This window comes from Jeotgalibacillus proteolyticus (assembly GCF_050107735.1).
Classification (GTDB): domain Bacteria; phylum Bacillota; class Bacilli; order Bacillales; family Jeotgalibacillaceae; genus Jeotgalibacillus; species Jeotgalibacillus proteolyticus_A.
In genome coordinates, this window is sequence record NZ_JBNILO010000004.1 from 55,695 (window position 1) to 76,944 (window position 21,250).

Annotated in this window: 14 protein-coding genes and 1 riboswitch; of the genes, 7 read left to right on the forward strand and 7 right to left on the reverse strand. The window is 41.8% G+C overall.

What is annotated here, in order from left to right; translation table 11 throughout:
* Positions 1-242 precede the first annotated feature (242 nt).
* Together gltB and ACQCT8_RS07825 are read left to right on the forward strand one after the other, a co-directional pair.
* Positions 243-4,829 carry a glutamate synthase large subunit gene (gltB, locus tag ACQCT8_RS07820; RefSeq protein ID WP_426869984.1) on the forward strand — a complete coding sequence of 1,529 codons (4,587 nt, stop codon included), beginning with the start codon at positions 243-245 and terminating at the stop codon, positions 4,827-4,829.
* An 18-nt stretch (positions 4,830-4,847) separates the two neighbouring features.
* The gene (locus ACQCT8_RS07825) at positions 4,848-6,335 is read left to right on the forward strand and encodes a glutamate synthase subunit beta (protein WP_426869986.1); all 1,488 of its coding nucleotides are present in this window, start codon (positions 4,848-4,850) and stop codon (positions 6,333-6,335) included.
* A 211-nt stretch (positions 6,336-6,546) separates the two neighbouring features.
* Here the strand turns inward: ACQCT8_RS07825 and ACQCT8_RS07830 are convergent, their stop codons facing one another.
* On the reverse strand, positions 6,547-7,686 hold the full coding sequence (locus ACQCT8_RS07830) for a M14 family metallopeptidase (protein ID WP_426869988.1): 1,140 nt from the start codon (positions 7,684-7,686) through the stop codon (positions 6,547-6,549).
* Positions 7,687-7,836: 150 nt separating this feature from the next.
* Between ACQCT8_RS07830 and ACQCT8_RS07835 the strand changes: the two genes are divergently transcribed.
* Positions 7,837-9,885: a catalase gene (locus ACQCT8_RS07835; RefSeq protein WP_426869991.1), complete on the forward strand. Its 2,049-nt coding sequence runs from the start codon at positions 7,837-7,839 to the stop codon at positions 9,883-9,885.
* Positions 9,886-10,386: 501 nt separating this feature from the next.
* Positions 10,387-11,835 (forward strand): DEAD/DEAH box helicase, encoded by a 1,449-nt coding sequence (locus ACQCT8_RS07840; protein ID WP_426869993.1) that lies wholly within the window; start codon positions 10,387-10,389, stop codon positions 11,833-11,835.
* 41 nt (positions 11,836-11,876) lie between these two features.
* Here ACQCT8_RS07840 and ACQCT8_RS07845 read toward each other — a convergent pair whose 3' ends face one another.
* The 3 genes from ACQCT8_RS07845 to ACQCT8_RS07855 form a co-directional block, all read right to left on the reverse strand.
* The gene (locus ACQCT8_RS07845) at positions 11,877-12,365 is read right to left on the reverse strand and encodes an STAS domain-containing protein (RefSeq protein WP_426869995.1); all 489 of its coding nucleotides are present in this window, start codon (positions 12,363-12,365) and stop codon (positions 11,877-11,879) included.
* A gap of 232 nt (positions 12,366-12,597) precedes the next feature.
* Positions 12,598-13,212, reverse strand: coding sequence for a YIP1 family protein (locus tag ACQCT8_RS07850; protein WP_426869997.1), 615 nt, complete (start codon positions 13,210-13,212; stop codon positions 12,598-12,600).
* 243 nt (positions 13,213-13,455) lie between these two features.
* Entirely contained in the window at positions 13,456-14,340 is an 885-nt protein-coding gene (locus ACQCT8_RS07855; protein ID WP_426869999.1) for a DMT family transporter, read from the reverse strand.
* A gap of 445 nt (positions 14,341-14,785) precedes the next feature.
* Here ACQCT8_RS07855 and ACQCT8_RS07860 point away from each other — a divergent pair, with 445 nt between their 5' ends.
* Together ACQCT8_RS07860 and ACQCT8_RS07865 are read left to right on the forward strand one after the other, a co-directional pair.
* Entirely contained in the window at positions 14,786-15,970 is a 1,185-nt protein-coding gene (locus ACQCT8_RS07860) for a ParM/StbA family protein (RefSeq protein ID WP_426870001.1), read from the forward strand.
* Between the two features lie 12 nt (positions 15,971-15,982).
* On the forward strand, positions 15,983-16,597 hold the full coding sequence (locus ACQCT8_RS07865) for a hypothetical protein (protein ID WP_426870002.1): 615 nt from the start codon (positions 15,983-15,985) through the stop codon (positions 16,595-16,597).
* Positions 16,598-16,710: 113 nt separating this feature from the next.
* On the opposite strand, the gene ACQCT8_RS07870 is transcribed toward ACQCT8_RS07865, so the two are convergent.
* From ACQCT8_RS07870 to ACQCT8_RS07880, 3 genes are all read right to left on the reverse strand, one after another.
* Entirely contained in the window at positions 16,711-16,902 is a 192-nt protein-coding gene (locus ACQCT8_RS07870) for a hypothetical protein (RefSeq protein WP_426870004.1), read from the reverse strand.
* A gap of 115 nt (positions 16,903-17,017) precedes the next feature.
* Positions 17,018-18,256: a peptidase T gene (gene pepT, locus ACQCT8_RS07875; RefSeq protein ID WP_426870006.1), complete on the reverse strand. Its 1,239-nt coding sequence runs from the start codon at positions 18,254-18,256 to the stop codon at positions 17,018-17,020.
* Between the two features lie 90 nt (positions 18,257-18,346).
* The gene (locus tag ACQCT8_RS07880; protein WP_426870008.1) at positions 18,347-18,916 is read right to left on the reverse strand and encodes an ECF transporter S component; all 570 of its coding nucleotides are present in this window, start codon (positions 18,914-18,916) and stop codon (positions 18,347-18,349) included.
* A 233-nt stretch (positions 18,917-19,149) separates the two neighbouring features.
* Positions 19,150-19,283: riboswitch (FMN riboswitch) on the reverse strand.
* A 168-nt stretch (positions 19,284-19,451) separates the two neighbouring features.
* On the opposite strand from ACQCT8_RS07880, the gene ACQCT8_RS07885 reads away from it, so the two are divergent.
* Complete coding sequence (locus ACQCT8_RS07885) at positions 19,452-21,239, forward strand: S9 family peptidase (protein WP_426870010.1); 1,788 nt, start codon at positions 19,452-19,454, stop codon at positions 21,237-21,239.
* Positions 21,240-21,250: the final 11 nt, after the last annotated feature.

The window sequence follows — 21,250 nt, forward strand, 5'->3', positions numbered from 1 at the left end:
CCTGTCATCACAAGGTATTTAACATGGTTATGTGAGGTTAAGAGTCTTAAATGATAGCGTTTTCATTCATTTCTATTGATAAAAATTCATAAAAAAACGTTATCAGAATTTTATGTGATCAATTGTTTCATGGTATACTAATTCGAAATTGAAAGTGTACATGGAATGAAGTGTGTAAAGAATCCCTTCATCAGGACAATGAACATCTTTCATCATTAATTTAGTAGAGAGGGGAGTTTGTCATGAAGAAAAATGGTTATCCGGTTCCACAAGGTTTATATGATCCAGAGCAAGAACATGAAGCATGTGGGATTGGAATGATTGCTAATATAAATGGTGAAAAATCCCACAGTATCGTACAAAATGCGATTAACATTTTGTGCAATCTTGAACACCGGGGCGGTCAGTCTGCTGATACGAGTACCGGAGATGGTGCCGGAATTTTAACGCAAATACCGCATCGGTTTTTTAAAAAGCAATGTGAAAAAGAAGATATCTTTTTACCTCGTGAGGGTGAATATGGTGTTGGAATGGTTTTTCTTCCGAAGGATCATGATACACGAAAACAAAGTAAGGAAATCTTTGAACGAATTATTTTTGAAGAAGGCCAGAAATTTCTTGGCTGGCGACCTGTACCAATTAACGACTCATTTGTAGGAAAAGTCGCAACTAAGACAAAGCCAACGATAAGACAGGTTTTTATACAGGCCTCTGAGGAATTGAATGATCAAATGGACTTTGAGCGAAAGCTTTATGTGATCCGCAAGCGGGTTGAGAAGGAACTTGCCAGTATCGAGGGTTATGAAGATGTATATATCAGCAGCTTGTCTACTCAAACCATTGTCTATAAAGGAATGCTCATCCCCGAACAATTGGATTCATTTTACATCGACCTTAATCATCCTGACTTTAAATCCGCGCTAGCCCTTGTGCACTCACGGTTCAGCACAAATACCTTCCCTAGTTGGAAAAGGTCGCATCCAAATCGTTATACGATTCATAATGGAGAGTTTAATACATTAAGAGGAAATGTGAATTGGATGCGTGCACGTGAGCAGCTGTGTGAGTCAGAATATTTCAGCAATGAAGATCTTCAGAAGGTTCTTCCGGTTATTGATTCAGATGGCAGTGATTCCTCCATGTTTGACAACTGCTTTGAATTTCTTCATCTATCAGGCCGCTCCCTTGCGCACACTGCAATGATGATGGTGCCAGAGCCTTGGGCAAATGATGATACGATCAAAGAAGAAAAACGGGACTTTTATGAATATCACAGTACACTGATGGAGCCTTGGGACGGACCTGCGGCACTTGTGTTTACAAACGGTACGCAAATTGGTGCATGTCTTGACCGCAATGGATTGCGTCCAGCCCGGTACTATGTAACAAAAAGCGGCATGATTGTCCTGGGTTCTGAGGTTGGAGCACTTGATATATTTGCAGATGACATTGAATACAAGGATCGTCTGGCTCCCGGGAAAATTCTTTTAGTTGATCTGGAAAAAGGAACGATTATTCCAGATGAGGAAGTGAAGCTCCAGATCGCTTCAGAACAGCCGTACAAAGAGTGGCTTACGAATATGAAAAACCTGGATGAGGTTCCTGAGGCGGATGAACAGCCGTCAGCACATATTGGAGACGCTCTGCTGAAGCAGCAGCTTGCTTTTGGCTATACAAGAGAAGAGCTTACAAAGATTGTAAAACCTCTTGTGACAGATGGAAAAGATCCAGTGGGTTCCATGGGGTACGACTCTCCACTCGCTGTACTATCGAAAAAGCCACAGCTGTTGTATAACTATTTTAAACAATTATTTGCACAAGTTACCAATCCGCCTATTGATGCGATCCGTGAAAAAATCATTACTATGGTGGATACCACAATCGGAGCAGAAGGAAACCTGGTAAACCCTGGTCCTGACAGCTGTAAGCATATTCGTTTACGAACACCGGTCCTTACAAACCGTGAGCTGGAGAAGCTGCGCCAGCAAAAACTGGACGGTTTTAAAGCTGCCACTTTCACAACGCTGTTCCCTGCTCACAATGGAGAAGGCAGCATGGAAAAGGCGCTTGATGCACTTTTTGAAAAAGCAGATGTGGCCGTAGAAGAAGGTACGACGCTCCTGATTCTTTCTGACAGAGGGGTAACAGCCGACGAAGCAGCGATTCCTGCTTTGCTGGCAGTATCTGGTCTGCATCACCATTTGATCCGAAAAGGAACCCGAACAAAGGTGAGCATCTTAATTGAATCAGGTGAACCAAGAGAAGTGCATCATTTTGCAATGCTCCTGGGCTACGGTGCTGAAGGAATCAATCCATACCTTGCATTTGATTCCGTCCGTGAACTGATGGATAAAGGAGAAATCAGCCTTGAGTCCTTCGATCACGCTGCCGGAAATTATGTGAAATCTGTTACAGACGGTGTGATTAAAATCCTTTCCAAAATGGGGATTTCGACCATTCAAAGTTATCGCGGAGCTCAGATTTTTGAAGCAGTCGGCATTCACATGGACGTGATAGATAAATATTTTACAAGAACCTCTTCCCGTCTAGGCGGTATTGGAATCGAAATGATCCAGAAGGAAGTTCTTCTTCGCCATGAAGCGGCATTTGGCGAGAATCGCGGAGGAAATAAAACTTTAGAAGCAGGCGATGAATTCCAATATCGTGCCAATGGAGAAGACCATCAATACAATCCAAGTACCATTCACACTCTTCAGCACGCTTGCCGGACTAATAACTATGATGCATTTAAAAAATATTCCCGCATGCTGACGGATGAAACTGTTAATTTGCAGTCTCTTAAGGGACTTATGAGATTTAAAAAGGGTCAATCGATTCCAATTGAAGAAGTAGAATCTGTTGAGGCTATTTGCAGACGCTTTAAAACAGGTGCGATGTCGTACGGCTCGATTTCAAAAGAAGCGCACGAAGCATTAGCAATTGCTATGAATCGTGTAGGCGGAAGAAGCAACACCGGAGAGGGCGGAGAAGATATCGACCGCTTCACTCCCGATGAAAATGGGGATTCCCGCCGAAGCTCCATTAAGCAGGTCGCATCTGGCCGCTTTGGAGTAACAAGTCATTATCTGGTGAATTCAGACGAAATTCAAATTAAAATTGCACAGGGTGCCAAGCCGGGTGAAGGGGGACATCTTCCAGGCAAAAAAGTGTATCCATGGATTGCAGAGGTACGCGGTTCAACTCCTGGTGTTGAATTGATCTCACCGCCTCCTCATCATGATATTTATTCGATCGAGGATTTGGCCGAACTGATTCATAATCTTAAAAACGCAAATCCAAGTGCAAGGATCAGCGTGAAACTGGTATCAGCCGTTGGGGTAGGAACAATCGCAGCGGGTGTAGCAAAAGGAAGAGCCGATCTTGTTTTAATCAGCGGATACGACGGCGGAACAGGAGCAGCACCAAGAACAAGCTTAAAGCACACCGGTCTGCCATGGGAAATCGGTCTGGCTGAAACCCATCAGACATTGCTGCTGAATGGTTTGCGCGATCGTATTGTAGTGGAAACAGATGGAAAAATGATGACAGGGCGGGATGTTGTTCTAGCTACTTTACTAGGTGCTGAAGAGTATGGTTTTTCAACTGCGCCTCTTGTTGTACTCGGATGTGTCATGATGCGTGTTTGCCATCTTGATACATGTCCGGTAGGGGTAGCCACACAAAATCCCGAGCTTCGTAAGAAATTCACTGGAGACGCAGAGCACGTGGCGAACTTCATGCGTTTCATTGCGACAGAAACCCGTGAAATCATGGCTGAGCTCGGCTTTAGAACAATCAATGAAATGATTGGACGCACTGATGCCCTTGAACTGAATGATACGGTCGAGCATTGGAAGGCCAAAGGAATTGATCTCTCAGCCCTTCTTTACTCTCCGGACCTGCCTGCAAAAGTGGGCCGCTATCATATGAGGGATCAGGACCATGGACTTGAAAAGACACTGGATTACCAAGAGCTTATTCCAAGCTGCCGGCGTGCCATTGAAAATCAGGAGCCAGTGGAGTTTACAACAGCGATCCGAAATATAAACCGGGTAACTGGAACCATGCTGGGCAGTGAAATCACGCGGCGTTATGGAGAAAAAGGATTGCCTGAAGATACAATCAAGCTGACGCTGAAAGGATCAGCAGGTCAAAGTTTTGGCGCCTTTATTCCCCGGGGAATGACATTGCGTCTAGTGGGAGATTCCAATGATTTTGTCGGAAAAGGACTGTCGGGCGGCAAAATTATCGTTCATCCCGATCCTGTCGTAACCTTTCCACCTGAAAAAAATACGATTATCGGAAATGTATCCTTCTATGGAGCATCCGCAGGAGAAGCTTACATTCAGGGGATAGCAGGAGAACGGTTCTGTGTGAGAAACAGCGGAGCGAATATTGTTGTGGAAGGCGTGGGCGACCATGGCTGTGAATACATGACAGGAGGCAAGGTAGTCGTCCTTGGAGCTACTGGAAGAAACTTTGCAGCAGGTATGTCAGGTGGGACTGCCTATGTATTTGACGAAGAAAATCTTTTCCGGTCTAAATGCAACCCTGAGCTTGTTCATATCGAACCGCTGGAAAATAAACAAGACCTGGACGATGTATATAAAATGATTGAAAAGCATGTCCGCTACACAAATAGTGCGCACGGGAAGAGAATTCTGACCTACTGGGAAAAATATGCTCCGCAGTTTGTCCGTGTCATTCCTAAATCGTACTTGAAAATCAATGATCGGATTAAAGCATTGCAAGATGGCGGACTTTCAAAATTTGATGCGGAAATGACCGCTTTTGAAGAAAGCAACAAAGCATTGGAAACGGCAAAATAAAGGAAAGGGAGGGATTTGATGGGGAAGCCAACAGGGTTTATGGAATATGAACGTCAATCACAGCGGGAGCGTGATCCGCTTGAACGAACAAAGGACTGGAATGATTACACAGCCCCGATGACCGAAGAGGAAATTCAACAGCAGGGAGCCCGTTGTATGGACTGCGGAATCCCTACCTGTCACCATGGCAGTGAAATCAATGGCGTCACAACAGGCTGCCCTGTGTACCATTTAATTCCTGAATGGAATGATCTTGTGTATCAGGGCCAATGGAAAGAAGCACTGGAGCGGGAGCATGAAAAAAACAACTTTCCTGAATTTACCGGTACTGCCTGTCCTGCACCGTGCGAAGGCGCTTGTGTGCTTGGAATTAATGAACCGCCTGTCGCCATCCGCACAGTGGAGCGTTCGATTATTGAAAAAGGGTTTGATGAAGGCTGGGTCGTACCTGAGCCTCCTGAAAAACGAACAGGCAAAAAAGTAGCTGTTATCGGATCAGGTCCTGCTGGTCTGGCAGCAGCGGCTCAGCTAAACAAAGCCGGTCATTGGGTCACCGTTTTTGAAAGAAATGACCGGGTTGGGGGCCTGTTAACCTATGGGATTCCGGAAATGAAGCTTCCTTATGCAATGGTGGAGCGACGGGTGGATCTTCTTAAAGCTGAAGGCATCACGTTTATTACCAATACAGAAGTAGGTAAGGATTATCCGGCTGAAAAGCTTGAGAAAGAGTTTGATTCCACCATTTTGTGCGGCGGGGCAACAGTTCACCGGAATATTCAGGCAGAGGGCCGTGATTTAAAAGGAATTCATTATGCAATGGATTTCCTGCACGCTAATACGAAAAGTCTCCTTGATTCTAATCATGAAGATGGCAATTTCCTTTCAGCAGAAGGAAAAAATGTGATTGTTATTGGAGGGGGAGATACCGGGACAGATTGTCTTGCGACTTCGATCCGTCACAATTGCAAGAGCTTAACACAATTTGATATTTACGATAAAAAAGGCTCTATTCGCGATGCGCTCGGCAACCCATGGCCGCAATACCCGGTGGTGCACCGGATTGAGTACGGACAAAAAGAAGCGGCAAGCAAGTATGGTGACGACCCTCGGGCCTATGCTGTTCAAACCACTAAGTTTGTGGGAGATGAAAATGGTCATATTAAAGAAGTGCATACTGTAAATGTAAAGCTCCGCATTGGTGAAAACGGAGAACGGATCAGAGATGCTATACCAGGCACAGAGAAAGTTTGGCCTGCAGATCTTGTTTTACTTGCAATTGGATTCAGCGGTCCGGAGCAGGAACTAATTCAGCAAATGAATATTGAAACAAATCCAAACTCAACAGTAAAAGCTGAGTATGGCAAGTATACAACTAATAAAGAAGGAGTCTTCTCGGCTGGCGACATGCGCCGCGGACAAAGCTTAATTGTCTGGGCAATCAATGAAGGCAGAGAAGCCGCAAGAGAGTGCGACCGCTACTTGATGGGGGCAACGGTACTCCCATAGATAAGATAAACGCTTTGAAGCGAGCATTAAAAGCGCCTGAGACCTATATGTCTCAGGCGCTTTGTTGGGTTTACCGCGCTTCTGGCGGATGCTTACGCTGCGTTTAATTATACTGCTAATGTAGACCTTGCTAATTTATTCCACCTATTTTAAGTCTTTTCCCAGCCAGCTGTTTCGGTATGAAAAAGAGCTGGCTAAATGATTTGTCGCGTTAAACTTTAGCGGGCACCTGCAGAATTTGCTCAGTGGTCAGAACTGCTTCAATCGCAAGCCGTGCTTCAGCAATAACGGATTGCCTCCACTTGCGCTCTAAAGGGTAAAACATGGCCCGAAATTCATTCAAGATCTCTTCCATGTCATTTTCGTTTTCCGCCCCATCCCAATAAAGATGATTCTCAAGAATGATGGTCATAAATTCACGGAGCTCCGCTTTTTTACTGGTGCCAAAGGTTCCAAATTCAAACAGGCATGAAAACAAGTATTTATCACTGAAATCACGATTTCGAACAGCATGAAAGTGGTTGGTCGAGTCGCCTTTAACATATTTGGGACTAAACTTTTGAATATTTTCTAGTCCATACTGTTCTTTTAGTCCCTCCACTTGTCTGCTGTCATTTTCACTCATTACCATCGTTACTTCATTGGTTTTTCCTAATGCAGTGTGCCAATCCATATGGATCACGCGTGTATAGTGAGTAAGGAGCTTTTTTTGGACATCTTTTAAGAAAATCGCTGACTCTTCCTCTTTTTCCCCGCCATAATAAACGCCTGTTGGAAATTGGAACTGCCCCATTCCTTTAGCCTGTGTAATGCCGCTGTACCCCTCTGTCGCCAGGGCTTTTAGCAGCTGACCATGAAGCTTTCTCCGTTCCTTGCGAAGATCCTGGATTTTTCCAGATGGCAAAAATAATTCTTCTTCATTCTCGTAATGCTTATTTATGTTGTCAGGAACTTCATCCCGATCCACAAGATAGTTCCGGTTTAAATCTATGTTGTTTTCCGTTACTCTCCGAAAATTTCGCATTCCCCATGGGTTGAGTGCATGGATAAAACAGATGCCGGTGGTTTTCGGGTCTACCTGAGACAAGTATTCCTGCATGAATAAATCCGTTACAGCAGCGCCAGCATAGCCCTCAATCCCATGTTCTCCTGTCGTGAAAAACAAAACTTTTTCATTCGTTTCCAAAGCTTCTGCATGAATCATATCAATCGTGTTGTCTTTGCCCTGACCGATTTTTTGAGTAGCCAGTCTTGCGTTCGGCCAGTACTTTTTTACTTTTTCCAGGTGACTCCTGAAAACGTTTCGTGAAGCTTCGTAGTTGGTTTGAAAGTACGTATCTATTGTTTTCATCACGTACATCCTTTCTTTTCATGGCTTTTACTCCTTGCTTTCCACCTTGAAGATTTTATAAACCAGACAAAAAACAGGATAATCCGTTTGTTTTCGCTAAATGAAGGGAAAGAAAAATACTAGTACATAGATTTATAGGAGGGAAATTACTTGAGCAAAAATAATGAAGTAAACGAAAACAGCAAGAATGAACAGCTTGAACAGTTTCGCTCAGATGACACGGGTAAAACAATGACAACCAACCAGGGTGTTAAGGTATCGGAGGATGAGTTTTCCTTAAAAGCAGGTGAACGCGGCCCCACTTTGATGGAGGATTTTCATTTTCGTGAAAAAATGACCCATTTTGATCATGAACGCATCCCGGAGAGAATTGTTCATGCAAGAGGGTATGCAGCCCACGGAGAGTTCGAAGTATATGAATCGATGAAAGAATTCACAAAGGCAGGGTTCCTTCAGGAGCCAGGTAAAAAAACACCTGTTTTTGTACGTTTTTCTACTGTGGCAGGTTCGAAAGGATCAGCAGAAACGGTTCGTGATGCAAGGGGTTTTGCGACAAAGTTTTATACAGAAGAAGGAAACTATGATCTTGTAGGTAACAATATACCGGTATTTTTCATTCAGGACGCAATCAAATTTCCTGATCTTGTGCACGCATTGAAGCCTGAACCGCATAATGAGATTCCTCAGGCAGCCTCTGCACATGATACATTCTGGGATTTTGTAGCGAATAACCAGGAGGCCGCACATATGGTCATGTGGGCAATGTCTGACCGTGCTATTCCAAGAAGCTTCAGAATGATGGAAGGGTTTGGAGTAAATACATTCCGTTTCGTCAATGAACAAGGAAAAGCACATTTTGTTAAGTTCCATTGGAAACCAGTTCTCGGCACCCATTCCCTCGTGTGGGACGAAGCCCAAAAAATAAACGGGAAAGACCCGGACTTCCATCGCCGCGATTTATTTGATTCCATTGAAAATGGAGATTTTCCGGAGTATGAATTAGGCGTGCAGCTTTTAGCTGAAGAAGACGAATTTAAATTTGATTTTGATATTCTGGATCCGACAAAAATTTGGCCGGAGGAAGACATTCCGGTGAAGATTGTCGGAAAAATGACATTGAATCGCAATGTTGACAACGTCTTTGCTGAAACCGAGCAGGTGGCTTTCCACCCGGGGCATGTGGTACCTGGCATCGATTTCTCTAATGACCCTCTTCTTCAGGGGCGTTTATTTTCCTACACGGACACTCAGCTGATTCGTCTTGGCGGTCCGAACTTCCACGAGCTTCCGATTAATCGACCGGTTTGCCCGTTTCAGAACAACCAGCGTGATGGGTACGGCCGTCAAACGATCAATAGAGGACCAGTCAGCTACCATAAAAACTCTATTGCACAAAATACTCCAATGCCTGCCTCCGAATCTGAAGGCGGCTATGTCCATTACCAGGAGAAGATGGAAGGCAGAAAAGTCCGTAAAAGAAGTGACAGCTTTAAAGATCACTTTTCACAGGCTGCTCTTTTCTGGCATAGCATGAGCAAGCCGGAGCAGGAGCATATCAAGGAAGCCTTTTCGTTTGAACTGGGCAAGGTTGAACGAAAATCAGTTCAGCAGCAGGTCATTGATATGTTTGCGAATGTGAGTTTGGAGCTTGCTCAGGAAGTAGCTGACGCAATCGGTGCATCCGCTCCAACAGGCGGCCGTTCAGAGAGTGCTAAACCTTCTCCTGCGCTCAGCCAGGAAAACACTGTGAAAAAGCCAGCGACCCGTAAAGTGGGAGTTGTCTTATCAGATGGCTACAATGGAGCTCAGGTGAAAGAGGTACTCGAAGTGTTAACTGCCAAAGGGATTCAAACAGAACTGATTTCCGACAAGCTAGGAAAGCGCAAAGGCATAGACGGCACAGAGCTTGAAATAGATCATACCTTCCTTACCGCAGATTCAGTCCTGTTTGATGCTCTATATGCGGTTGGAGGTCAGGACTTAAGCAAAAAATTCGTTAAAGATACCTCTTACTTCTTAAATGAAGCCTTTATGCATTTCAAGCCAATAGGGGCTACTCACGAGGGTAAGAAGTGGCTGGAGGCTAACGGTATTCTAAACAGTGCCGGAGTGGTCTACAGCGAAGATATGAGCGATTTTGCCAATGAATTTGTTGAGGCTGTTGCAGCCCACCGCCATTGGGATCGCGAAATCGGATAAATGGACTGACTTTATGTTTTGTCTTACAAGCGTTAAAGAGATTGTGAGATACACTTGAAATAATGAACCGGTTAAAAGAGGTTGAGACAAAACTCATAAAAGTTAAAAATGAGTTGTATTTAAACAGTATGAGGGGAGCGTAGCGGAAGACGGCGACTCCAGCAGGATATGACGGCAAGCTAAGCCCAAGAAGGCTCAGCGCCGTCCCTGCGGAAAGCGTCCGTCTGAAACGCAGCGAGCTGGTAAAAGAGGCTGAGACAGAATTTGTCTCAGCCTCTTTACTGTTTAATAGATAAGTATATTTTAAGGTAATTCGCAAAAAGATTAAAAAAAGAACACGTGCAAGTAGAAGACGACTCATTCTACTACACGTGTTGCGAATAATTTAACGCATTATTCGATAAATTGCAACCAAAAAGAACAAGAGACAATAGACAGGATGGTTCAGCTGAATAACTGATATAATACTGGAAAACAGATGTTTAATAAAAGGAGTTCATTATGACAGATAAGAATTTTAATGATTTCGCATTAAGTGAGGATATTCTGAGTGCACTGGACCTTTTGAATTATAAGCAGCCTACTCCCGTTCAGCAAAATGTGATCCCGGTGGTACTTGAAAAGAATGATGGGATTGTTAAGTCAAAGACAGGCAGCGGTAAAACAGCGGCTTTTGGCATTCCTCTATGCGAGCTGGTTTCATGGGAAGAAAATAAGCCGCAGGTGCTTATATTAACACCAACACGTGAGCTTGCTGATCAAATCAAAGAGGACATTACAGCCATAGGACGTTTTAAAAGAATCAAAGCAATTGCTATTTACGGGAAACAGCCATTTGTTCATCAAAAAACAGAATTGAAGCAAAAAAACCACATGGTTGCGGGTACTCCAGGTCGTGTGCTTGACCATATACAAAAAGGAACGCTGGCTATTGATAAGATTGATTATTTAATTATTGATGAGGCCGACGAAATGCTGAGTATGGGGTTTATTGATCAAGTGGAGGCGATTATTAAAGAGCTTCCTTCAGACCGGACTACGATGCTTTTCTCAGCGACACTGCCTGAAAAGGTTGCTCAACTAGGCGATTTATATATGAATGATCCTGTAAAAATAGAGATCGAATCATCTCATTCAATAGATTCTCATATTTACCATTCCTTTTATCGAACAGATTCATCCGGTAAACTCAGCCTGTTAAAAACAGTTACCGTAGTGGAAAATCCAGATACATGCATTATTTTCTGCAGCACAAAGGACCGAGTGGATGAGCTGGTACAAGTGCTGGATCGCTCCGGCTACACATGTGATAAGCTTCATGGAGGTATGGTACAGGAGGATAGATTTGCGGTAATGAATGATTTTAAACGAGGAGATTTTCGATATTTGGTGGCGACAGATGTTGCAGCAAGAGGAATAGATATCGAAAACATATCATTAGTAATCAATTATGATTTCCCGTCCAAAAATGAAAGCTATGTGCATAGAATTGGCAGAACTGGCCGTGCTGGCAAAACAGGGAATGCAATCACGTTTGTCACTCCACAACAGGAACACTACTTAACGGAATTAGAAACGTTTATCGGGTTTAAATTAGATGAAAAATTCCCGCCATCCGAAGAACAGGCAGCTCTGACAATAAATGAGTTTAAGAAAAAAATGAATGTCCTGCCTGATATTAAAACAAATAAGAAAGAACGCGTAAGTGAAGATATTATGAAGCTGTATTTTAATGGTGGAAAGAAAAAGAAGCTGAGAGCAGTGGATTTTGTAGGAACCATCGCTAAGATTGATGGAATTGAAGTGCAGGACATTGGCATCATTACAATCCAGGAAACCGTTACCTATATAGAAATTCTAAATGGAAAAGGCCCTCTTGTGCTTCAGAAGATGAAAAATACTCCAGTGAAAGGGAAACAATTAAAAGTTCATCCCGCAAGAGAAAAATAATCAGGCTGAGAGAGGCAATCTGCCTTTCTCAGTCCATTTTTTTAAACAAGTTCTTTTTTTTCAAAAATAAGCCCTTTTTTGTTCATCAAATGCTGCAATGCCGATCTGAATGTGGAGAATGCCTGGATGGTGGAGAGGTTCATTTGCCCATGTTCCACCATGCGTTGGATTAAAACAGGTGAGAATCCCACATATAGTGTTTCAATGCCCATTAACTGAAGGGCCCCAGTCAAATCATCAATTTGCCTGCTTAACAGGGCAAACCCGTTTTCATCTAAATCCTCGTACGATAATCCCGTAAAATCAATGATTGCATGCTCTATTTGGCGGTTCACACACCCTTGTAAGATCTTCGTCTGTATATGATTAAAACGATAGTCTGACAGCTGTCCAAGCAATGGAACCAGAATGGTGTCAGGTATGATAGAAGAAATAATCGGTGCTGAAAGATCTTCAATGATAGACTCAAGTTCCCCGACCTTGTTAGTCAGCAGCAGGTTTTCTTGCGTCAGTTTTTCCAATTCATTCACAGTTAACAAGTCCCCTTTTTTCTTTAGTTATACATTACTTTTATCCTAATTTATCTCGAGAAGATTGTGAATACTATTCTTATTTTACCACATTTTTATAATTGGATTGTTCATAATAAGAAATTATAGGTGGATAGTTAAGTCAAATAAAAATAGTGCATACTATGCAGTTACTATAATAGTGAAAGAAGTAAAAGCATGGATGTTAAAATATAACGATTTGGTACTTGCATTATTGAAATAACAGGAAACTGCTAACTCCAATTAAAAGAGAGAGAATGAAGTAAAGGATTCCGGTAATTATAACCACAGCTAATCCTTTCCATGAGGAAAATTGATGGAGGACGCCGACGCCCTTGCTCATAATAATTATAGTGAAAATTCCTGTGATTCCATTAAGAATAGCTAAAAAAATTTCCAATCCGAAAGTACTTCCAGCAGTAATTTCAGTTTCTGAAGCAATAAAAAATTGTTCACCAACAATCAATACGATAAGCAATAACAGGATTGAAAAGACCATCCGAGGGATATACATCGCTCCCATTCCTTTAAACATTTCTTTTATGCTGCTTTTTCCCCCGAAAATTCTACCTATAAAGGTAAAGGCTAGTGTGGTTAAAAAAGCTGCAGCGATTCCCATGATCATACCAAGTGGGATTGAAAGAAGAACGAGAGAAAGAGTGGAAAAATCATTAACCACGCTTTTACCCTGTAAATTAGTCAACCCTGTACTAATTCCGGCGATTCCTGTAATCAGCAGAGCAAACCATAATGGTTTAACTCCCGCGACTTCTTTCACTGTTTCTTTAGGCTTTGTCCAAACAGATAAAAACGGATTTCTACTCATTAACTCACTCCTCTTTGTAAGATTAATTAGATTGCACAGTTTTAAATTTCCATAAATGTCATCTATTAAACATACTGGGCTTTAAATGAGAAAGTAAGACGAGGATAAAATAGTATAATTTTCTATAATATTAATAAATAAATAAATAATATATTAAAATATGTAAAAAAATTTATATATTAAATGATTAATTTCCATTTAACTCCTATTAAGATTTTTGGTTTCTAAAGTTAGTCTCGCTAGTTATGCCAGCTTGATTCTTCTCTGCACTTTTGTGTTTAAGTAAACCCCTATAAAAACTAGAATTCCTCCTGCAATCTGCACCCAGGTAATTGTTTCTCCCAAAATTAAGCTGATAATTGCTGTAAACACAGGAATTAAATAGAGATAGATTCCTACACCGGATGCATTCGTATGCCGCAAAGAGATATTCCAAAATACAAACGCTCCTACACTGGGGAATAAACCCATGTAGAGGAGTCCCAGCTTCCCTTGTGTGCTTAACGTTTCTGGGAGTCCTATATAAACGACTGCTGGTGTAATAAGTATAAGTCCAATAGCTGCTGAGACAGTTAAAGAGGCAATGGGAGGTATACCGGCTTTAACTCTGCCTAAAATTGAATACAAAGACCACAGTAAAACGGCTGAAAGCATGATTAGATCACCGATGTTAAACTGAATTGTTATTAATTGGAACAAACTCCCTTTCGATAGTACAAGCAAGACTCCGCTAAAGGATATGAGCAGCCCGAGAACCGTTTGCCTGGTCAATCGCTCCCTCATTAGAAGAGCAGACAGGAGTGCAATCAGGACAGGGCTTATTGAATTGACCAGTGATGCATTGACTGGGCTGGTCCAGCGTAAAGCCTCATACAAAAGAAAATTGTAGCCTATAATGCCTAAACCGGCCATCAGCATTAGAAACTTCCATTCTTTTAAGACAGCACTCCATTTTGGTTTCTCAATCCATTGCGCCAACGGGATCAGAATAACAAGCGCAATACTCCATCTTATGAAAGTCATCGTTAAAGGCGTTGTTTCGTGAACAACGTATTCTCCAAATACATAATTTCCAGCCCAAAATAGGGGAGCCATACATAAGAACAGTACAACATAGTGTTTTTTCAAGGTACCCCTCCTTTCTTTCTATTACATAAAATAAAATCTTTCATTTCGAAATAACAACTATAAATCACTAGTTTCTGTTTTTCTAGCAACTTTTCATATTATGCCAAATTTCTTAATAAGGCAACGGGTATTTTAGTGCCACTCTACTAATGTTAAAGGGGGCATTTTGAAGTGCTATAACAATGTGTACGAAAATGTAAACATGTAAACAATTATGTACACATAGTGTAAACAAATAAGTAAACGTGTAAACAAAAATGTATACAACCCTTTATAACGGTATGCGTACAGATTTGTAATCATGTAAACATAATTGTACACAACTATTAAAAATAGAACACGACTAATGAATGATTGACGATTTTCCTTCTTTTCTATAATCTTAACTATAGTGGTAAAAGAAACACAGAAAACCATAAAATGTATCAATGAGAGGAATGATTTGATGAGTAACTCTAGAATTGCAGCAATTGATGTAGGAAATGATTCTGTTAAGGCCCTTTTTGGAAAAACGGATTATGAATTAAATATTCCGAATGTTATTGCAAGAGACCGTGAAGACCGCCCGGTAATCGGCATTGAGGATTTAAACGAAAAGAATCCAGTAGATGGTATTCATATTCGTGTCCACTCCCCTGCTTTAAAGGATAACAATGCCATTTATCGTGTGGGTAACCTAGCAACTAAAAGTGATAATGCAATGGAGTTAGACCCGGGAAGCAGTAAATCAGAAGAAGATCAGTCACTGGTTATGCTGTTTGCAACACTGGCGCTGGATGCTGTCAGACCCAATAATCCTATGCAATTTAAGAAGAATAACAATGTAATAGACGCTAGCTATACACTTGGAACCGGATTGCCTTTAAGAGAAGTAAAAGAAGGCAAAGATGTTGGTTTCCGCTCGCAGCTATTAGGTTCTGTTCACCAGGTGGAGTTTTTGGTAACGCCGAAATTCCAGGGACAGAAAGTAAATATTAGATTCGAAGAAGTTAAAGTGTATCCTGAGGGGTTTGCGGCATTTATTAATCTGGTAATGGATAATGACGGCAATATAACAAATCGTGATCTAATCGATAAACAGATCCTGATACAGGATATTGGAGGCTTATCAACAGATATCGCGGTGATAAGAAACCGGAATGTTGATGACGATAAGGCACAGGGCTTTAATTTAGGGGTTTCTGAGTCTTTGGAAGCCATCCGTGAAGAAATTCGAACGAAGCACGGTGTAGAGCTTGATACACGTCGTGACGTAGTCGATATCATTACAAAGAAAAATGATCGCAACCACATTATGGTGAAAGGCAGCCGGACAAGCGTTCATGATATCACTGACCGTATTTTGCTTGACCTGGCAAAGAAAGAGTACCGTCACCTCCGCAACGTGTGGCAGAAGAATTCCCAAACGGAAATTTGCTACTTCGTTGGAGGAGGAGCAATGGTTCTTAAGGAATATATTAAAACGTTAAATAATAATCTGGATGGCTACAATATTGAGTTCTTCGAGGACGAAAAAGAGAGCATCTGGATGATGGCCAATGCATATTACAAACTGATTTCTGATTTTGATCGAAAAAATAATAAAGCAGCTGCGCAAGATCCAAAAGAGAAAAAAGCAGCTGTTAAGTAATAGGGGCTTCCTATGAGTAATTCTGATGGAATTAAAAGAGGGCAGGCGATTACCTTTCGCCTTCCCTCTGATACTCCAGACCACCTCATTAGAGAGCTGCAAAAGATAAAAGAAGCAGAGCGGAGAAATTTCTCAAGCAAGATTGCTGAGTTCGTTTTGGAAGGGGTAGGCAGCCAGCGTCAGTCCAAGGAGCGTGAGACGGTCTCAGTACCGCTTCCAAGAGCGTTAAGCAAAGAACAGCGCTCGTGGATCCGCCATTCGCACTCTGAAGCGCTGCTTGGGAATATAATCTATCAGCTCCTATCTGACCCTGTTCGGGCAACAGCGATTCTGGCTTCTATGAATAGTACATCTTTAGACATTGATGAAGCGCTCTATCTCCAGGAATCGACTCAAAGGAGACGTGCTTCTGAGGCCGGGATATCGAGAGAATATGAGATTCCACCAGATGAACAGTCACAGGAACACGCTGCTTCAAGTACTGGTTCGAGTGAGGATGATCTCATGGACTTTGACTGGGATGCTGCAAAAAAAGAGGCCGATGAACGAAAACAGGATCCAGGGGAAGAGAAGATAGAAAATATCGGTGATCTTCTAGGCGGATTTTTAGATCGCATGAATAAATGATGTGATCGAAAAGCTGGTCATACATTATAAATAAACAAAAAGGCATATATTAACAAAATATATGCCTTTTTGTTTATTAAATTCCAATATAATGAAGAATGTATATTTATATTTTAATCGTTTTCCTTTTTATGCTTACTTCTTCTGCTATTCATAAATAAAATGACTGCACCTAAAGTGGAGAAAAACAGAACCAGGTAATCCACCGGCTTAGGGTCCTCGGCTGTTACGATTATATAAAAAATGCGAATTGCATTTAACAATAAAATTACACTGAAAACTAAATCCAGTTTACGTAGATTCATTATGTAAACATCTCCATTTCAAATTGCTCATAATAGGAAAAGGGACTTTGCAAGCCCCTTTATCAAATTACCTGTCTTATTGGTGAAACTAAAAAGATTATTTAGGAATAATGGTTTATTCAGCGCCTTCAGATTCAAACAGCTTAACAATTTCAATAATAGTATGAGTCGCTTTTTCCATATTGTCTACTGAGATATATTCATACTTGCCATGAAAGTTTTCGCCGCCTGTAAAAATGTTGGGGGTTGGAAGGCCCATATAGGAGAGTTGAGATCCATCTGTGCCTCCGCGAATCGGCTCGATAATGGCCGGAATATCCAGTCGGTTCATTGCTTTTTGAGCAATATCGACAATATGTCGAACGGGTTCAATTTTTTCACCCATATTATAGTATTGATCTTCAATTTCAAGCGTAACAGTACCGCTGCCATGCTTTGCATTTACTTCATTAACTACACGTGTCAGCAGCTTTTTGCGTTCGTCAAACTTTACCCTGTCATGGTCACGGATAATATAATCCATTACTGTCTTTTCGACACTTCCGTCTAAGTTCATCAAATGAAAAAATCCTTCATATCCTGCTGTGAACTCTGGTGCCTCATCAAGCGGCAGCATTCGATTCAATTCCATCGCAATTTTTATAGAATTGACCATTTTATTTTTTGCAGTACCTGGATGGACATTTGTGCCGTTAATAACCACGCGAGCCCCTGCAGCATTGAAGCTTTCAAATTGAAGTTCCCCAAGAGGTCCTCCGTCTACTGTATATGCATACTTTGCTCCGAACGCTTCCACGTCAAATTTGTGCGGTCCACGGCCAATTTCTTCATCAGGAGTGAAAGCCACTCTGATTTTTCCGTGCTTAATTTCTGGATGCTGAAGTAAATAGTGCATGGCCGTCATAATTTCACTAATACCAGCTTTATTATCTGCGCCAAGTAAAGTGGTGCCGTCTGTCGTGATCAAGGTATGACCAATATAATTAGACAGCTCCGGGAATTCTCTTAAAGAAAGGACAATATTCAGCTTTTCATTTAATAACAGGTCAGTGCCTTCATACTTTTCAACGATCTGGGGCTGAACATTTGTACCGGTAAAATCTGTAGCGGTATCTACATGAGCCAAGAATCCGATTGTAGGTATCGGTTTTTCTGTATTGGATGGGAGTGTGGCCATTAGATAGCCATTTTCATCAATTGAAACTTCATCCATCCCAATTTCCTTTAATTCTTCTGCGAGCAGGTTAAGCAAATCCCACTGTTTAGCAGTGGAAGGAGTAGACGATTCTCGCGGATCTGATTGTGTATCAATTTTTACATATGTAGTTAAACGTTGAATTAAATCCTGTTTCATAGATGAATCCTCCTGTTTTTTCTCAAGTATAACATTTAAAGGTGCCGGCCACTTCACATTTTCATGTGAAGTGGCCGGCACCTGTTTTTATTATCTGATCTGAACCTGATTTTGCTGGATCCAGGGCTTTAACTTTATAAAAAGCGGCAGAAACAATGCAGTGATAAAAAGCCCTTTAATTAAGTTAAATGGAAGAATAAAGGCCACTGCTGTATACCATTTAACAGCGGGGTCAAGCATGTAATCCATCCCGAAGAACCATGCGTACGCGGGAAGGATAAAGAAATAATTCAACACAACAAGCAGGAGTGCCATCGTAACAGTGCCGGAAATTAATCCTTTTGCTAATGCGTTCTTTGATTTTCTTTTATGGTAAAAGTATGCAACCGGGAGAATAAAAGCACAGCCGGCAATAAAGTTTGATAGCTCGCCTATTGGGATGCCGCTTCCTCTAAACAGGTAGTATAAAACATTTTTTAGAGCTTCAACCACAACTCCTGCCATTGGCGAAAATAGGATGGCCGCTAGTAAAGCCGGTACATCGCTAAAGTCGATTTTCAAGTAATCCGGAAGAAACGGAAGAGGGAAATTTAACAGCATTAAAATAAAGGCAATGGAACTAAACATCGATAACTTCACTAGCATTTGAGTGTTTTTCATACGAATTTCTCCTATTCCTTCGTTCCACTCTAAGAAGTTTTAGCTCATGGCAGCAGGCTCTTTTTACAGGAAAAACGATTTAGTGTTTTCTGAGATGCCGGGCAATTTAGTCTATGAAACAGAATCATAAAAAATACGCCAAATACAAACTCCCCATCTATAGAGGTTAGAAGGGGAGAAGTCAGCACAAAACAGAGGGTTGTCATCCGTGAAAGGAACCCCCGCCATAATGCCTCCATCTTCTCCCATCCAGACTGTTACTGTCGGCCTCCGGTTTCCACGGAGTCAGCAAGTAGAATCTACTCGCTCGCGGGCTCAAACAAATTTTACCGCAGGTCGGGAATTGCACCCTGCCCTGAAGATGGAACGATAATTTATTTTCTCTTTATTTATACAGCGAGAGGGAGAATAATTCAATCTATTTGTTTTCTGTAAGCTCTCTGTTAGAAGAAAAACCGAATAAAGGCAGGGATTGGGAAGAAAATAGAGAACATTTAGTAAGAGAACGAAATATAGTTTAGGAGGACAATTGAAAATGATCGCTTTTCCGAAGCCTGATGTAGAGAATTTTTTTCAAACGTTTGGAATTGAAGCCTTTGCTGTAAGTCCAGACGAATCACAGCTTGTATTCAGCACCAATTTAAATGGAAAATACAATCTATGGGCTATGGATCTTCCTAATACATTTCCATACCCTTTAAGCTTTTATAACCAAAGCTGCTCTGAGATAAAATATGACAAAAACGGACGGTTTATACTGGCTGTAATCGATCATGACGGAGATGAAAACGGCCAGATTTATGCATTGCCGCCTGCTGGAGGGGAATTGAAACCCATCCGAAAGCAGGATAATGTGCGTCATATGACTCTAAAGGCATCAGATGATGGAAAAAGACTATATTACACCTCAAATAAAGATGACCAAACCTTTTTAAAAGCCTATTGCTATGATCTTGAAACAGGGGATGAAGAAATTATTCTTCACGGCCAAGACATCGCAACGTATTTAAGTGCAATGAGTCCAGATGAAAAAACCTTTATTTATTCTAAGCACTTTGCCAATACATATATACTTGCTTGGGCAAGACATGAAGAAGAAGATGTGCTTTTGACGCCTGAGACAAAGAAGCAGCACACCGTTTCAGGAGCTGTTTTCGTTTCTGAAACTGATGTTTATCTTTTAACAAATTATGATGCTGACTTTTCCTATCTAGCTAAATTTAATTTGAAAACAAAAGAATTTACCAAAGTCGTTGAGGTTGAAGAGCAGGACTTCACAGAGCTTCACTATGATAAATCTTCCGGCTACCTTTACATCGTATCAGAGCAGGGCGTACGCGATCATCTGTTTCAGGTCTTTTTAGAGGATGAGTCGATTAAAGAAGTGGATTTTCCTGGGAGTGTTATTGAAGAATTCTTGATATCTGACACAGGTAATCTTTATGTAAATGCACGATCTGCTACTCGTCCCTCCAATCTTTATCAGCGAAAAAATGGCGAGTGGAAGTCACTCACACAATACGGAGTCCCTGGCGTTCATGAAGAAGAGTTAATCGAACCTGACGTACTCTCCTACCCTTCATTTGACGGCCTGGAAATTGAAGCTCAGTTCTTCAAAGCAAAAGAAGAGGTCAGCAATGGACACGTAATCCTATGGCCGCATGGAGGTCCTCAGGCAGCAGAACGTGCTACATTCCGTTCCCTGTTTCAATTTCTGGTACACCGAGGCTACAGCATTTTTGCGCCAAACTTCAGAGGATCTACAGGCTATGGGCTTGCTTTTTCAAAGATGGTTGAGGGCGACTGGGGTTATGGCCCGCGGCTTGACAATGTATCTGGTCTGGAATATCTCATAGAGCAGGGATTGGCTGATCGTGACAGAATTTTATTAATGGGGGGAAGTTACGGCGGTTATATGGCTCTGCTGCTGCATGGCAGACACGCTGAATATTTCAAAGCAGTAGTCGATATTTTTGGCCCATGCAATCTGTTCAGCTTTATTGACTCCGTACCTGAACATTGGAAGCCGCTGATGAAGCAGTGGATAGGGGATCCTGAAGAAGACAAAGGGAAATTAACTGAAGACTCCCCGATTCACTATCTCGAGCATATGACAAAGCCGATGCTCGTCATACAGGGGGCTAAAGATCCTCGTGTGGTAAAAGCAGAATCAGATCAAATCGTTAAGGCATTAAAGGATAAAGGAAGAGATGTCGAGTACCTTGTGCTTGAGGATGAAGGTCATGGGTTTTCGAAAAAAGAGAATGAAATTCAGGTGTACCGCAAAGTGCTGGCGTTTTTTGATCAATTTACTGACCGATAGGGAGGATCACG

Bases quoted from the DNA above. Each gene is read 5' to 3' on its own strand.
- gltB (WP_426869984.1), top strand. From the start codon at position 243: ATGAAGAAAAATGGTTATCCGGTTCCACAAGGTTTATATGATCCAGAG.
- ACQCT8_RS07825 (WP_426869986.1), top strand. From the start codon at position 4,848: ATGGGGAAGCCAACAGGGTTTATGGAATATGAACGTCAATCACAGCGG.
- ACQCT8_RS07830 (WP_426869988.1), bottom strand. From the start codon at position 7,686: ATGAAAACAATAGATACGTACTTTCAAACCAACTACGAAGCTTCACGA.
- ACQCT8_RS07840 (WP_426869993.1), top strand. From the start codon at position 10,387: ATGACAGATAAGAATTTTAATGATTTCGCATTAAGTGAGGATATTCTG.
- ACQCT8_RS07850 (WP_426869997.1), bottom strand. From the start codon at position 13,212: ATGAGTAGAAATCCGTTTTTATCTGTTTGGACAAAGCCTAAAGAAACA.
- ACQCT8_RS07860 (WP_426870001.1), top strand. From the start codon at position 14,786: ATGAGTAACTCTAGAATTGCAGCAATTGATGTAGGAAATGATTCTGTT.
- ACQCT8_RS07865 (WP_426870002.1), top strand. From the start codon at position 15,983: ATGAGTAATTCTGATGGAATTAAAAGAGGGCAGGCGATTACCTTTCGC.
- ACQCT8_RS07870 (WP_426870004.1), bottom strand. From the start codon at position 16,902: ATGAATCTACGTAAACTGGATTTAGTTTTCAGTGTAATTTTATTGTTA.
- pepT (WP_426870006.1), bottom strand. From the start codon at position 18,256: ATGAAACAGGATTTAATTCAACGTTTAACTACATATGTAAAAATTGAT.
- ACQCT8_RS07880 (WP_426870008.1), bottom strand. From the start codon at position 18,916: ATGAAAAACACTCAAATGCTAGTGAAGTTATCGATGTTTAGTTCCATT.
- ACQCT8_RS07885 (WP_426870010.1), top strand. From the start codon at position 19,452: ATGATCGCTTTTCCGAAGCCTGATGTAGAGAATTTTTTTCAAACGTTT.